Genomic DNA, 14,497 nt, shown 5'->3' with positions numbered 1-14,497 from the left:
CCACAGCACCAGCAGGCCGACGACGACCGCCGCGGTGAAGGGGATCAGGATCGCCGCGATGACCTTCCGCAGGTGCCGGGAGACCGGAGCGGCAGGCCCGTGACTGTGGCTGTGTCCATGACTGTGCCCGTGACCGTGACCCTGCGCTTGCCCGTGACTCTCACCGGGCGCCTCGTCCTCGCGAGGTCTCCTGCCGCCGGTGCCGCGCCCTGCAGGACTGTCGTGACGGTGGTCGCCGCCCAGCCCCTGACCGCCTCCGTGGTGTGTCTCGGGCGGCCGGTACGGGTACTGCTCGATGCTGGTCACCGCCCGATCGTCGCAACAACGGGAAGGGGCCCACTGTTCACCGCGCCACATATGACGCTAGCGTGGAGGCACCTTTGCACACGCGGGAGCTCGGAGCACCGGGCTGAGAGGGCGCTGACCTCCGTACACGCGATGTTTCACGTGGAACAGGCGATGTTCCGCAGGAGATGTCGAGAGACGGAAACCGCTGCGTCGACCGCCGAACCTGTTACCGGGTAATGCCGGCGTAGGGAGTAGGTCTCATGACCAACAAGGACGCACGCACGCCTGCCTCCATTCAGGACGACAAGTCCCAGGAGGCCGGGAAGTCCATCGGCTGGCACAAGGCGTACGTCGAGGGTTCGCGCCCTGACCTGCGCGTGCCGGTCCGTCAGGTGCACCTCACCAACGGGCAGTCGGTCACGCTGTACGACACGTCGGGCCCGTACACCGATCCGTTCGTCGACACCGATGTCCGCCGGGGCCTGCCTCCGCTGCGGGACAACTGGATCATCGCCCGTGGCGACACCGAGGAGTACGCGGGGCGTCCCGTCCGTCCCGAGGACGACGGGATCAAGCACACCTCGCCGCGTGGCGGGCTGCGCAACCTGGACGCGGTCTTCCCCGGACGGCCGCGCCAGCCGCGCAGGGGCCGCACCGCCGAGGCGGTGACACAGCTCGCGTATGCCCGCCGGGGGGAGATCACCCCGGAGATGGAGTACGTGGCCATCCGGGAGAACGTCTCTCCCGAGGTGGTCCGCGAGGAGATCGCCGCGGGGCGCGCGGTACTGCCGGCCAACGTCAACCACCCGGAGATCGAGCCGATGATCATCGGCAAGCGGTTCCTGGTGAAGGTCAACGCCAACATCGGCAACTCCGCGGTGACCTCGTCCATCGAGGAGGAGGTGGAGAAGATGACCTGGGCGACCCGCTGGGGTGCCGACACCGTCATGGACCTCTCCACCGGCCGCAACATCCACACCACCCGCGAGTGGGTGCTGCGCAACTCTCCCGTCCCCATCGGCACGGTGCCGCTGTACCAGGCCCTGGAGAAGGTCGACGGCAAGGCCGAGGAACTGACCTGGGAGATCTACAAGGACACGGTCATCGAGCAGGCCGAACAGGGCGTGGACTACATGACGGTTCACGCGGGCGTGCGACTGCCGTATGTGCCGCTCACCGCCAACCGCAAGACCGGCATCGTCTCGCGCGGCGGCTCGATCATGGCCGCGTGGTGCCTGGCGCACCACAAGGAGTCGTTCCTGTACGAGAACTTCGAGGAACTGTGTGAGATTCTCGCCGCCTACGACGTCACGTACTCGCTGGGCGACGGTCTCAGGCCGGGGTCGATCGCGGACGCCAACGACGAGGCACAGTTCGCGGAGTTGCGCACCCTCGGGGAACTCAACCGGATCGCCAGGCGTTTCAACGTACAGACCATGATCGAGGGCCCGGGACATGTCCCGATGCACAAGATCAAGGAGAACATCGACCTTCAGCAGGAGATCTGCGATGAAGCTCCGTTCTATACGCTCGGCCCGCTGACCACCGACATCGCACCGGCGTACGACCACATCACCTCCGGCATCGGCGCCGCGATGATCGCCTGGTGGGGCACCGCGATGCTCTGCTACGTCACCCCCAAGGAGCACCTGGGCCTGCCCAACCGGGACGACGTCAAGACCGGCGTCATCACCTACAAGATCGCCGCCCACGCGGCCGATCTCGCCAAGGGACACCCGGGAGCCCAGGAGTGGGACGACGCGCTGTCCGACGCCCGCTTCGAGTTCCGGTGGGAGGACCAGTTCAACCTCGCTCTGGACCCGGACACGGCCCGGGAGTTCCACGACGAGACGCTGCCGGCCGAGCCCGCCAAGACGGCCCACTTCTGCTCCATGTGCGGGCCGAAGTTCTGCAGCATGAAGATCAGCCAAAGCATCACAGAGCGGTTCGGTGGTGCGGCTGCTGAGGAGGCTTCGCCGGAGGAGATCGCTGAGGGGATGCTCCAGAAGTCGAAGGAGTTCGCCGAGGCCGGGAACCGGGTGTACCTGCCGATCGCCGACTGAGTCCAGCCCATGGCGTCCGTGCCCTCGCAGATGTGAGCCGCCCGCGGGCACGGACCGCCTGCACGCTGATGCGTGCAGTTCGGCTGCTGCACATAGGGTTCGTGGACCGCCCGGCGATGAGCGACGACACCCGCGCTGCGGGGAGGATCCGCCTCAGCGGCTGGAACCGAGGGGCTGAACTGGCCGCCGCGGGCCCCCGTCGGGGCGGCCGGTGCAGCCGAAGGCCGGTGGGGTCCGCGGCTGACCGGGGTGGTGGCCCACACCGGCTGCCGCTCGGCCCGCTTCCCGGTCGGGCCCTTGTCGTCGAGGGACGCGTACCGGACCGTTCAGGTGCTGATGCGCGGTTACTCCGGCTGGTGCTCCGGGCCGCCGAAGTCCGGGCTGGTGTAGTCCGGGCTGGTGAAGCTCGGGCGGCCCGACTCGGTGCCGTCGTCGGGACTGCTGAAGCCGGGGCGGTCGTACCCCAGGCGGGGCATACGGCCACGTGGTGCCGGCGGGGTCGTGCGGTGCAGGGTGGCCGGTCCGGGCTCGCTGAGGGCCTCCCGCAGAAACGGCAGGATGCCGCGCTCCAGCAGGGCCTCGCGCCAGGCTTCCCTGGCGCTGTCCAGGTTCCGGTGCGCTGCGTCCAGCGCCTGGGCCTGTGCCGAGCTCCCGTTGCGCAGGGCGGTGAGGAGCAGCCCGACGGCGGCGACGAGGATGGCTGCCGCGGTCACCGCGCCGAACACCCAGCCGGCGGTCAGCATGGTCTGGGCGAAGGCCTGTCCGGGGCTCAGCGTCTTCAGGATGTAACCGACGAGCAGGAAGATCGCCGCGGCGGTTCCGGAGAGGACCGGAGCCAGTACGGCGACGACCGCGACGGCACCCGCGCCGGTGTCGTCGTCGGCCTGGCCGAGGGCGGTGACGAGTCCGGCCTTGGCCGAACTCTCCTCCGCCGATCCGGAGTCGCCGATGACCGAGGGAGTCATCGCCGGGTGGCGCAGTTCGTCGCGGATCTTCACGTAGTGCTGGTATTCGGCCGCGGCGGCGGCCGTTATCAGAGCGGTGGCGTTGAGCGCCATGGTGCGTAGTTGTTCGGGATTGAGCCGCTGTCCGACAGCGGCCAGTTCCGGCCGCTGTGGTGCGGAGCGCAGCGCCTCATCGAGGAGCCGCTCGAATTCCAGGCGGTCCTCGCTCAGCAGGTGCTGCGGAACGCTGTTCATGTGCATCCCCCGATGCTCCGTAGGGCTTGGGGCTCGCACGCCGGCGAGCCGTCGGGCAGAAACGGAGGGGAGCCTGCTACGGATAAGCCGATGGTAGAGCCGGGACGGCACGCGGTGACAGGGGGTTGCCGGAAATTGCCCTTCGGCCTGCTGGTGCTCGCCGGAGGAATGCCTGCCCCGGGAACGGTCAGGTGGCCAGCGGGAGTTGCCGGACCAGTAGCTTTCCGGCCATGGTCACCCCGCCGTCCATCGCGATGGCGAGCCCGTCGGCGTAGACGTGCGGCCCTTCCACGGCCGGGCCGGTGCCCTCCTCGCCGTCCTCGGAGCCGACCTCGCCGAGGAGGTAGGGAATCGGGCTGTGGCCGTGAACGACGCGGGCGCCGCCGTACGTATCGAGGAGGGAGCGCACGGCGTCCGCGCCCCCCTCGTCGCGGAAGGAGAAGCGTTTGGTGAACTTGCGGAACAGATCCCAGCACTCGTCCGCGTCGTTGCGGGTGAGGGTCTCGCGGACGGTGTCGTTGACCGCCTCGATGGAGTCGCCGTAGTCGAGGTAGGCGGTGGTGTCCGAGTGCACGAGCAGATAGCCGTCGACCTCCTCGACCGCGTCGAGGCGGGCCATCCACTGCAGGTGGTGGTCCTGGAGGCGGTCCATGTCGGTCTTCTGGCCGCCGTTGAGCAGCCAGGCCGCCTGGAAGGTGGCGGTGCCCGCGCCGGAGTTGACGGGGGTGTCGCCGAACCGCTTGGCGCCGAGCAGCAGCAGCTCGTGGTTGCCCAAGAGGGCCTTGCAGTAGCCGCCGGCCGCCGCCGCCTCGGCGGAGAGCCGCATCACGAGGTCGATGACGCCGATGCCGTCGGGTCCGCGGTCGGTGAAGTCACCGAGGAACCACAGCCGCGTGGTGCCGGCACACCACTGGCCCGAGGCGTCGATGAGCCCCTGCTCCTGCAGGGCGGTCACCAGTTCGTCGAGGTACCCGTGAACGTCTCCGACGACGAACAGCGGACCGGGCCCGGCGGCGGGCTGCGGTGCCGGGGCCGCGGGCACCGGTTCGACGGGCTCCCGCCGCGTCTCCGGCCGGTCGATGACGGGCAGGTCGCGCTGGGTGGGCGTGTAGCCGTCGGGGTACGGCTCGTCGACGGGCGGCGCGGTGTCGCCCGGGTGGGCGGTGCGGACGTACGGACCGGTCTCGTTGACATATGCCGGCACCCGGAAGTCGCGCAGCGTAGCCGTCCGCTCCACCTCGGGTCCCTGACCGGCCCCCTGAGTCATCAGACCCCTCCACCATCGCGCCGCATCTGCACCGCTTCGGACTGCCTGGTCGCAGCGGTCCACGGTGTCGTGGGCCCATCATAGGAATGCGCGTCGCGCCGTGTGATGACCCAGGGGTGGGGAATCGGAACAAGACTCCAGTTCACCGCGGCTTTCGCCCCGTTTGGGCAGGTGTTCGGCCCGCTATCGGCCGACCGAACACCCGGCCCGCCCCTCGCCGCCCGTCGAGTCCCCTCCCCTGGAGGGCGGACGTACGGGGTGAGCGCCCCGCTTTCCGGCGCTATTTCTCCGGCGTCCGTGGCGGGCTGACCGTCGTACGTGGCGGGCGCCGCTGGGACGAGGTGCGGACGATCAGCTCGGTCGGTATCACCTGCTCGACCGGCTGGTCCGACTCCAGGCCCTCGATGGCGTCGATGAGGAGCTGGACGACCGCGGTGCCGATGCGGCGCGGTTTCAGGGAGAGCGTGGTGATGGCCGGCTCGGTGCTGGCGTACACCATGGACTCGCTGCAGCACACCAGCAGCAGGTCGTCGGGGACGCGGAGCCCGTAGCGGCGGGCGGCGGCCAGCAGATCGGTGCCGTTGGGGTCGAACAGACCGTAGACCGCGTCGGGCCGGTCGGGGCGGGCGAGCAGCCGGTCGGCGGCTACCGCGCCCGCACACGGGTCGTGCGCGGGATAGGCCTCGTAGACCGGATCCTGGCCGACGCGCTCGCACCAGCGCAGGTAGGCGGTGGTGGACAGGTGGGTATACGTGTCCGTCGTCGTGCCCGTGAGCAGCCCGATGCGGCGGGCGCCGGCGTCGGCGAGGTGGTCGAGGATGCCGAGCACGGCGGCCTCGTGGTCGTTGTCGACCCAGGCCGTGACCGGCAGTGAGCCGGCCGGGCGGCCGTCGGAGACGACGGGCAGGCCCTGCCGGACGAGTTCGGTGACCACCGGATCCTGGTCGGACGGATCGATGACAACGGTGCCGTCGAGGGCCACGTTGGACCAGACGTCGTGGCGTGAGGTCGCGGGCAGGATGACCAGGGCGTAGCCGCGGGCGAGCGCGGCCGAGGTGGCGGCCCGTGCCATCTCTGCGAAGTAGGCGAACTCCGTGAAGGTGAAAGGTTCATCCCCGTACGTCGTCACGGTCAGGCCGATCAGTCCCGACTTGCCGGTACGGAGGGTGCGGGCGGCGGCCGAGGGGCGGTACCCCAGCCGGTCGGCGACCTCGCGGACGTGGCGTCGGGTGGCATCCGGGAGCCGACCCTTGCCGTTGAGGGCGTCGGAGACGGTCGTGATGGAGACCCCGGCGGCGGCGGCCACGTCTCTGATGCCCGCCCGGCCCGGCCGGCTTCCTCGACGTGAGGTTTCCGCGCGGCTCACCTGGTGCTTCCCTGCTGCTGTCATGGCGAGCCGATAGTAGGGCTCATGCGGTGGGGTAGTGCGGACGCATATGCACGCCTTGACAGGCACGTTTCTGCATGGTCACAGCAGTCGAACTGCCTTGGAAAATAAGGCAGTTGAACGATTCGGCAGCAGGACGTGACGTGGCGACGCGTATGGACCTGCCAAGTGCCCGATGTCTCGAAGAGGTCTCAACTCACCTGCACGGGCGATGCGCGCCACGGCGTGAGCTACCGGCGCATAGATATATGTACGGCGCGCCCCCTGAAACGTACGCCTTCGCATCGTGATGCCCCGGGATGGCGCCGGCTCGCAGCTGCTCGGGCATTTGCAGGCCCGCCACCTGTACGCACCGGGGCCGAATCCTCATAAGGTGAGGAGTATTGGAAGCCGGCGGCGTCGACGGTCCGCCGGTGGTCGCGAGGAGGACTGCGGTGAGCGAGACGAGCCCCAAGCTGCGCGCCGAGCTGGAGGGTATCCCCACCTACAAGCCGGGCAAGCCCGCCGCGGCCGGCGGGCCGGTCGCCTACAAGCTGTCCTCCAACGAGAACCCCTACCCGCCGCTGCCCGGCGTCATGGAGAGCGTGACGGCGGCCGCGTGCGACTTCAACCGCTACCCGGACATGGCCTGCACCGGGCTGATGGCCGAGCTGTCGGAGCGTTTCGCCGTCCCTGTCTCCCACCTGGCCACCGGCACCGGTTCGGTGGGTGTCGCCCAGCAGCTCATCCAGGCCACCAGCGGTCCGGGCGACGAGGTGATCTACGCCTGGCGGTCCTTCGAGGCGTACCCCATCCTCACGCAGATCAGCGGCGCCCGGTCGGTGCAGGTGCCGCTCACGCCGGGCGATGTGCATGATCTGGACGCGATGGCGGACGCGATCACCGAGCGGACTCGTCTGATTTTCGTCTGCAACCCCAACAACCCGACCGGCACGGTGGTGCGGCGGGCCGAGCTGGAGCGGTTCCTCGATCGGGTGCCCGGTGACATCCTGGTGGTGCTGGACGAGGCCTACCGCGAGTTCATCCGCGACCCCGAGGTGCCCGACGGTGTCGAGCTGTACCGGGACCGGCCCAACGTCTGTGTTCTCCGCACGTTCTCCAAGGCCTATGGGCTCGCCGGGCTCCGTGTCGGTTTTGCGATCGCCCACGAGCCGATCGCGGCGGCCTTGCGCAAGACGGCGGTGCCCTTCGGCGTCAGCCAGCTCGCCCAGGAAGCGGCGATCGCCTCGCTGCGGGCCGAGGACGAGCTGCTCGGCCGGGTCGGCTCGCTGGTGTGCGAGCGCACACGCGTGGTCGACGGGCTGCGCGCCCAGGGCTGGACGGTTCCGGAGACGCAGGCGAACTTCGTCTGGCTGCGGCTGGGGGAGCGCACGGTTGCGTTCGCTCAGGCCTGTGAGCAGCACGGTGTGGTGATCCGGCCGTTCCCGGGCGAGGGTGTGCGGGTGACGGTCGGGGAGGCCGAGGCGAACGACATCTTCCTCAAGGTGGCGGAGGCGTTCCGCAGGGAGCTGTAGCCGGAAGCAGGTTCTACTCGTCGATCAGTTCCACACGGATGGGGTCGCCGTCGCGTACGGTCGCCAGGACGCCGGCGTCCCCGTCCAGGTTTCCGAGGATGTTGCACGGGCTCGCGAGGCGGCACTCGGACCCCCGCGAGATCGGAGTGGGTCCGTAGGGGAGGGCGAGCGCGTCGCCGTCCGTCCAGAAGGCCACCGTGCCAGGCTCCACGACCTGCCGGGCGTCCGTTTCACGTGAAACAGAGACTCCTGTGTCGAAATAGACCTCCTCGCCCCATGTGCAGGCGCTGGAGGTGAGTGGCAGGGCCTTGGCGAGGGCCTGTGCGGTCGGGGTGTCTGCGTCGAGCGTCGCGGTGATGTTTCCCGCGGGCCAGGAGATCCGTATCTGCATGGCGCGCAATTCAACAAGATGTTGAAGTCGCTGCCAAGGGCTTGACGTGAAGGCAGAGGGGGGACCCCCCGGTCCTTGCCGAAAATCAGTGCGTCATAATAGCTTGTGAATGTGAACGCGTTCACAAGCGCGTCCCGATTGCCCTGTATGTGTGCGATGAACGGGGCAAACCGCCGCTGTACCACGGCGTAGTAAGGAGAGTGACGACGTGGACCTGGCTCTGGCGCCGGAGACACTGGCGCGCTGGCAGTTCGGCATCACCACCGTCTACCACTTCCTGTTCGTCCCGCTGACCATCTCCCTGGCCGCCCTCACGGCCGGGCTGCAGACGGCCTGGGTGCGCACGGAGAAGGAGAAGTACCTCAGGGCGACGAAGTTCTGGGGCAAGCTCTTCCTGATCAACATCGCCATGGGCGTGGTCACGGGCATCGTGCAGGAGTTCCAGTTCGGCATGAACTGGTCCGCCTACTCACGCTTCGTCGGTGACATCTTCGGTGCGCCGCTCGCCTTCGAGGCCCTGATCGCGTTCTTCTTCGAGTCCACCTTCATCGGACTGTGGATCTTCGGCTGGGACAAGCTGCCCAAGAAGATCCATCTGGCCTGCATATGGATGGTCTCGATCGGCACGATCCTGTCGGCGTACTTCATCCTGGCAGCCAACTCGTGGATGCAGCACCCGGTCGGCTACAAGATCGACAAGGCGAAGGGCCGGGCCGAGCTGACCGACTTCTGGGCCGTGCTGACCCAGAACACCGCTCTCAGCCAGGCCTTCCACACACTGTCCGCAGCCTTCCTGACCGGGGGCGCGTTCATGGTCGGCATCGCGGCCTACCACCTGGCCCGCAAGAAGCACATCCGCGAGATGAAGACCTCGCTGCGGCTCGGCCTGGTCACCGTCGTCATCGCCGGTCTGCTCACCGCCATCAGCGGTGACACCCTCGGCAAGGTCATGTTCAAGCAGCAGCCGATGAAGATGGCGGCTGCCGAGGCGCTGTGGGACGGGCAGAAGCCGGCACCTTTCTCGATCTTCGCCTACGGCGACGTGGAGAAGGGCCACAACACCGTCGCGATCGAGATACCGGGCCTGCTGTCCTTCCTCGCCAACGACGACTTCACCTCGTCCGTCCCCGGCATCAACGACGTCAACAAGGCCGAGCAGCAGAAGTTCGGCCCGGGTGACTACCGGCCCAACATCCCGGTCGCCTTCTGGGGATTCCGCTGGATGATCGGCTTCGGCATGGCTTCCTTCGCCATCGGACTGGCCGGACTGTGGCTGACCCGCAGGAAGTTCATGCTGCCGCAGCATCTGCGGGTCGGTGAGGACGAGGTGCCGCATCTGGTGCTCTTCAAGAACAAGGCGCTCAGCCCGAAGCTCACGCCCTGGTACTGGCGCATAGCGACCTGGACCCTGGCCTTCCCGCTGATCGCCAACTCCTGGGGCTGGATCTTCACCGAGACGGGCCGCCAGCCGTGGGCCGTCTACGGCGTCCTGCAGACCCGGGATGCGGTCTCCCCCGGCGTCTCCCAGGGTGAGGTCCTCATCTCGATGACCGTCTTCACCGTGCTGTACGCGATCCTCGCCGTGATCGAGGTCAAGCTGCTCGTGAAGTACGTCAAGGCCGGCCCGCCCGAGCTGACCGATGCCGACCTCAACCCGCCCACGAAGATCGGCGGCGACACCCGTGACGCCGACAAGCCGATGGCCTTCTCGTACTAGGCCGGGGGAACAGTCATGGAACTTCACGACGTCTGGTTCGTCCTCATCGCCGTCCTGTGGACCGGCTACTTCTTCCTGGAGGGCTTCGACTTCGGGGTCGGTGTCCTCACCAAGCTGCTGGCCCGCAACCGGCCGGAACGGCGCGTGCTGATCAACACCATCGGACCCGTCTGGGACGGCAACGAGGTGTGGTTGCTCACGGCCGGCGGTGCCACCTTCGCCGCGTTCCCGGAGTGGTACGCCACGCTCTTCTCCGGCTTCTACCTGCCGTTGCTGGTCATCCTGGTCTGTCTGATCGTCCGGGGCGTCGCCTTCGAGTACCGGGTGAAGCGACCCGAGGAGAACTGGCAGCGCAACTGGGAGACGGCGATCTTCTGGACCTCGCTGATCCCGGCCTTCCTGTGGGGGGTGGCCTTCGGGAACATCGTCCGGGGGGTGAAGATCAACCAGCATTTCGAGTACGTCGGTACCGTCTGGGACCTGCTGAGCCCCTATGCCCTGCTCGGTGGTCTGGTGACGCTCACGCTGTTCACCTTCCATGGAGCGGTCTTCACCGCGCTGAAGACCGTGGGGGACATCCGAGTGCGGGCACGGCAGCTGGCGCTGCGGGTCGGCCTCGTCACGGCCGTCGTGGCGCTCGGCTTCCTGCTGTGGACACAGGCCCACAGCGGTGACGGCGAGAGCCTGGTGGCCCTGATCGTGGCGGTCGTCGCTCTGGTGGCCGCTCTCGTGGCCAACCAGGCGGGGCGCGAGGGATGGGCGTTCACGTTGTCCGGTCTCACGATCGTGGCCGCCGTGGCGATGCTCTTCCTTTCGCTCTTCCCGAATGTCATGCCGTCCACGCTGAACGGGGACTGGAGCCTGACGGTCACCAATGCCTCGTCGAGCCCGTACACACTGAAGATCATGACGTGGCTGGCGGCCGTCGCCACGCCCCTGGTGCTGCTGTACCAGGGCTGGACCTACTGGGTCTTCCGTAAGCGGATCGGCACGCAGCACATCGCCCCCGACGCTGCGGTCGGCGCCACGCACTGAGTCCGCCGAGGGTGTGTTTCACGTGAAACACACCCTCTGGACCGAAGGGCACGTTTCACGTGAAACCAATCGATCCCCGCCTGCTGAAGTACGCCCGCGCCACGCGCTCCTTCCTCATGGCCGTCGTCGGCCTGGGGGCCGTCGGCGCGGGACTGCTCATCGCCCAGGCGATGCTCATCGCCCAGGTCGTCGTCGGAGCGTTCCAGCACGGCCAGTCCGTCGCCGAACTGCGCACTCCCCTGCTGCTGTTGGCGGCCGTCGGCGTGGGCCGGTCGGTTGTCGCGTGGCTCACCGAACTCGCCGCCCACCGGGCCGGCGCGGCGGTGAAGTCCGAGCTGCGCGGGCGGCTTCTCGACCGGGCGGCGGCGCTCGGTCCCGGGTGGCTGGCCGGCCAGCGCACCGGTTCGCTGGTCACCCTGGCCACGCGCGGGGTCGATGCCCTCGACGACTACTTCGCGCGTTACCTCCCGCAGTTGGGGCTCGCGGTGGTCGTGCCGGTGGCGGTGCTGGCGCGGATCGTCACCGAGGACTGGGTGTCGGCGGCCATCATCGTCGGCACCCTGCCTCTCATTCCGCTCTTCATGATGCTGATCGGCTGGGCCACCCAGTCCCGCATGGACCGTCAGTGGCGGCTGTTGTCCCGGCTGTCCGGGCACTTCCTGGACGTGGTCGCCGGACTGCCCACGCTGAAGGTGTTCGGCCGGGCCAAGGCTCAGGCCGAGTCCATCCGCCGGATCACCGGGGAGTACCGCCAGGCCACTCTGCGGACTCTGCGCATCGCGTTCCTCTCCTCCTTCGCGCTGGAGTTGCTGGCCACGCTGTCGGTCGCCTTGGTCGCGGTGACGATCGGAATGCGGCTGGTGCACGGCGACATGGATCTGTACATCGGTCTGGTGATCCTCGTGCTGGCGCCCGAAGCCTACCTTCCCTTGCGTCAGGTCGGCGCGCAGTACCACGCGGCGGCCGAGGGGCTTGCCGCCGCGGAGGAGATCTTCACGGTGCTGCAGGCGCCGCTTCCGGCGTCCGGTACCGGGGCCGTGCAGACGGGCGCTGTCGCCTTCGAGGGGGTCACCGTTCGCTATCCCGGCCGTTCCGCGGCCGCCGTGACGGACGTGTCGTTCACCATGGAGCCCGGTGAGACGGTCGCGCTGGTGGGACCGAGCGGGGCGGGCAAGTCGACGTTGCTGAACGTGCTGCTCGGGTTCGTCCAGCCCACCGAGGGGCGGGTGCGGGTCGGGGGAGCGGATCTCGCCGGCCTCGATCTGCAGGAGTGGCGGTCGCGTATCGCGTGGGTGCCGCAGCGGCCGCATCTGTATGCCGGGACCATCGCGGAGAACGTGCGGCTGGCCCGGCCCGATGCGGACGACCGTGCCGTGCGCCGGGCCTTGCGGGACGCGGGTGCGCTGGAGTTCGTGGACGCGTTGCCCGAGGGTGCCGAGACCGTGCTGGGCGAGGACGGTCTGGGCCTGTCGGCGGGGCAGCGGCAGCGGTTGGCGCTTGCCCGGGCCTTCCTCGCCGACCGGCCCGTGCTGGTGCTGGACGAGCCGACGGCTGCGCTGGACGGGGTGACCGAGGCGGAGGTCGTGGCGGCGGTACGGAGGCTGGCCGCCGGGCGGACGGTGCTGCTCGTCGTGCATCGGCCCGCGTTGCTGGAGGTGGCCGACAGGGTGGTGCGGGTGGGGTGTGCGGAGTCGTTGGGCGGCCGGAGCGACGGGCGGCCCACCAGGACGCTCCCCTTCCTCGACCCCCGTCCCCGCCAGGCCGCCACCCGACTCGGCGGGCTGGACGGTGGCCCGGCGGAGATGTTGTCCGAGCTGGCAGAGGGGGGATCGGAAGGTGCGGCTTCGGGGCGCTCCCGGCGCGTGCTGGGGCGGGTTCGGGGGCTTGCCGGGCCCCGGCGGGGGCGATTGCTGCTGGCAGCGTTGCTCGGCGCCCTGGCGCTCGGGAGTGCCGTCGGGCTGATGGCGACGTCCGGCTGGCTCATCTCACGGGCCGCGCAGCAGCCCCCGGTGCTGTATCTGATGGTGGCCGTGACGGCCACGCGGGCGTTCGGGATCGCGCGGGCCGTCTTCCGGTACGCGGAGCGCCTGGTGTCGCACGACGCCGTGCTGCGGATGCTGGCCGACACCCGGGTCGCGGTCTACCGGCGCCTGGAGCGGCTGGCGCCCGCCGGACTGCGGTCCGTCCGCCGGGGCGATCTGCTGACCCGGCTGGTCGCGGACGTGGACGCGTTCCAGGACTACTGGCTGCGCTGGCTGCTGCCCGCGTCGGTCGCCGCCGCTGTCTTTGCCGCCTCCGTCGGCTTCACGGCCTGGCTGCTTCCCGCGGCCGGCGCCGCCCTGGCGGCGGGTCTCGTCGCGGACGGCGTCGGTGTGCCGCTCGTCACCGCGACCGTGGCCCGGCGGACCGAGCGACGGCTGGCCCCCGCCCGGGGCGTGCTCGCCACCCGTGTCACCGACCTGCTCACCGGCACCGCCGAGCTGACCGTCGCCGGTGCGCTGCCCGCCCGCACGGACGCGGCCCGGCACGCCGACGGCACCCTCACCCGGATCGCCTCTCGCGCGGCCGCGGTGACCGCGCTCGGCGACGGGCTGACCGCGCTGATCTCCGGCCTGACCGTCACGGCGACCGCGCTGTTCGGCGCCCAGGCGGTGGCCGCGGGCCGGCTCGACGGCGTGGCGATGGCCGTGGTCGTCCTCACTCCCCTGGCCGCCTTCGAGGCCGTACTCGGCCTGCCGCTGGCCGTCCGCCACCGGCAGCGGGTGCGGCGGAGCGCGGAGCGCGTGTACGAGGTGCTGGATGCTCCGGAGCCCGTACGCGAGCCCGAGTCGCCCCGGCAGCCACCCGCCTCACCGTTCCCGGTGGTGCTCAAGGGGCTGGCCGCGCGGTACGAGGGGCAGCGGAGGCAGGCGCTGGCCGGGTTCGATCTCACATTGCGCGAGGGGCGGCGGATCGCGGTGGTCGGGGCGTCCGGTTCCGGCAAGACGACTCTCGCCCAGGTGCTGCTGCGCTTCCTCGATGCGGAACAGGGCTCGTACACGCTCGCCGGTGTGGACGCGTACGCGCTGGCCGGGGACGACGTGCGGCGGCTTGTCGGGCTGTGTGCGCAGGACGCGCATCTCTTCGACAGCTCGGTGCGCGAGAACCTGCTGCTGGCCAGGAAGGACGCCACCGAGGCCGAGCTGCGCCGGGCGCTGGACCGGGCCCGGCTGCTGGACTGGGTGGACGGGTTGCCCGATGGCCTGGACACGCTGGTCGGTGAGCACGGGGCGCGGCTGTCCGGCGGCCAGCGGCAGCGGCTGGCTCTGGCTCGCGCCCTGCTGGCCGACTTCCCCGTCCTGGTCCTCGACGAGCCCGCGGAGCACCTGGACCTGCCGACGGCCGACGCGCTGACCGCCGATCTGCTGGCCGCCACCCAGGGCCGTGCGACAGTGCTGATCACCCACCGGCTGGCGGGACTGGAGGCCGTGGACGAGGTGATCGTGCTCGACGCGGGCCGGGTGGTGCAGCGCGGCACGTACGCGGAGCTGCTCGAGGAGGACGGGCCGCTGCGGGCGCTGGCGAGGCGGGAGGCGGAGGCGGAGATGTCGGTGGGGGCGCGCTGACGGGCGCCCCCCGGTCATGCCGGCGCCTCCC

At 69.7% G+C, this 14,497-nt stretch carries 9 protein-coding genes, 1 pseudogene and 1 riboswitch; of the genes and pseudogenes, 5 read left to right on the top strand and 5 right to left on the bottom strand.

The genetic code is table 11. The annotated features are described in order from the left end of the window. A pseudogene (locus ABZ919_RS29810) lies at positions 1–357 on the bottom strand (hypothetical protein); the annotation flags it as partial. 21 nt (positions 358–378) lie between these two features. Next, a riboswitch (TPP riboswitch) is annotated at positions 379–556 on the top strand. Here ABZ919_RS29810 and thiC point away from each other — a divergent pair. After that, entirely contained in the window at positions 549–2,351 is a 1,803-nt protein-coding gene (gene thiC / locus ABZ919_RS29805; protein ID WP_361253638.1) for a phosphomethylpyrimidine synthase ThiC, read from the top strand. Its footprint overlaps the riboswitch before it by 8 nt. Positions 2,352–2,695: 344 nt before the next feature. Here the strand turns inward: thiC and ABZ919_RS29800 are convergent, their stop codons facing one another. The 3 genes from ABZ919_RS29800 to ABZ919_RS29790 form a co-directional block, all read right to left on the bottom strand. Next, positions 2,696–3,556, bottom strand: coding sequence for a hypothetical protein (locus ABZ919_RS29800; RefSeq protein ID WP_361253636.1), 861 nt, complete (start codon positions 3,554–3,556; stop codon positions 2,696–2,698). Positions 3,557–3,737: 181 nt separating this feature from the next. Further along, the gene (locus ABZ919_RS29795) at positions 3,738–4,817 is read right to left on the bottom strand and encodes a metallophosphoesterase (protein WP_361253634.1); all 1,080 of its coding nucleotides are present in this window, start codon (positions 4,815–4,817) and stop codon (positions 3,738–3,740) included. Positions 4,818–5,097: 280 nt separating this feature from the next. After that, on the bottom strand, positions 5,098–6,207 hold the full coding sequence (locus ABZ919_RS29790) for a LacI family DNA-binding transcriptional regulator (RefSeq protein ID WP_361253632.1): 1,110 nt from the start codon (positions 6,205–6,207) through the stop codon (positions 5,098–5,100). A gap of 431 nt (positions 6,208–6,638) precedes the next feature. Here ABZ919_RS29790 and hisC point away from each other — a divergent pair, with 431 nt between their 5' ends. Further along, positions 6,639–7,718 carry a histidinol-phosphate transaminase gene (gene hisC, locus ABZ919_RS29785; RefSeq protein ID WP_361253630.1) on the top strand — a complete coding sequence of 360 codons (1,080 nt, stop codon included), beginning with the start codon at positions 6,639–6,641 and terminating at the stop codon, positions 7,716–7,718. A 13-nt stretch (positions 7,719–7,731) separates the two neighbouring features. On the opposite strand, the gene ABZ919_RS29780 is transcribed toward hisC, so the two are convergent. Beyond that, a complete protein-coding gene (locus tag ABZ919_RS29780; RefSeq protein ID WP_361253628.1) occupies positions 7,732–8,109 on the bottom strand; it encodes a cyclophilin-like fold protein in 378 nt (125 codons plus the stop codon). 208 nt (positions 8,110–8,317) lie between these two features. Here ABZ919_RS29780 and ABZ919_RS29775 point away from each other — a divergent pair, with 208 nt between their 5' ends. The 3 genes from ABZ919_RS29775 to cydD are packed head-to-tail and all read left to right on the top strand — an operon-like array spanning position 8,318 to position 14,466. Beyond that, positions 8,318–9,826: a cytochrome ubiquinol oxidase subunit I gene (locus tag ABZ919_RS29775; RefSeq protein WP_361253626.1), complete on the top strand. Its 1,509-nt coding sequence runs from the start codon at positions 8,318–8,320 to the stop codon at positions 9,824–9,826. A gap of 15 nt (positions 9,827–9,841) precedes the next feature. After that, positions 9,842–10,861 carry a cytochrome d ubiquinol oxidase subunit II gene (gene cydB, locus ABZ919_RS29770; protein ID WP_361253624.1) on the top strand — a complete coding sequence of 340 codons (1,020 nt, stop codon included), beginning with the start codon at positions 9,842–9,844 and terminating at the stop codon, positions 10,859–10,861. A 59-nt stretch (positions 10,862–10,920) separates the two neighbouring features. Further along, entirely contained in the window at positions 10,921–14,466 is a 3,546-nt protein-coding gene (cydD, locus tag ABZ919_RS29765) for a thiol reductant ABC exporter subunit CydD (RefSeq protein ID WP_361253622.1), read from the top strand. Positions 14,467–14,497: the final 31 nt, after the last annotated feature.

Origin of the sequence: Streptomyces sp. NPDC046759, assembly GCF_040645475.1 — a bacterium.
Lineage (GTDB): Bacteria > Actinomycetota > Actinomycetes > Streptomycetales > Streptomycetaceae > Streptomyces.
The sequence above is the reverse complement of the archived record's forward strand: the minus strand, read 5'-3'. Positions and strand labels throughout refer to the sequence as shown.

Excerpts from the sequence above, each read along its gene's own strand:
- ABZ919_RS29800 (WP_361253636.1), bottom strand. The coding sequence starts at position 3,556 with ATGCACATGAACAGCGTTCCGCAGCACCTGCTGAGCGAGGACCGCCTG.
- ABZ919_RS29780 (WP_361253628.1), bottom strand. The coding sequence starts at position 8,109 with ATGCAGATACGGATCTCCTGGCCCGCGGGAAACATCACCGCGACGCTC.
- ABZ919_RS29795 (WP_361253634.1), bottom strand. The coding sequence starts at position 4,817 with ATGACTCAGGGGGCCGGTCAGGGACCCGAGGTGGAGCGGACGGCTACG.
- cydB (WP_361253624.1), top strand. The coding sequence starts at position 9,842 with ATGGAACTTCACGACGTCTGGTTCGTCCTCATCGCCGTCCTGTGGACC.
- thiC (WP_361253638.1), top strand. The coding sequence starts at position 549 with ATGACCAACAAGGACGCACGCACGCCTGCCTCCATTCAGGACGACAAG.
- ABZ919_RS29790 (WP_361253632.1), bottom strand. The coding sequence starts at position 6,207 with ATGACAGCAGCAGGGAAGCACCAGGTGAGCCGCGCGGAAACCTCACGT.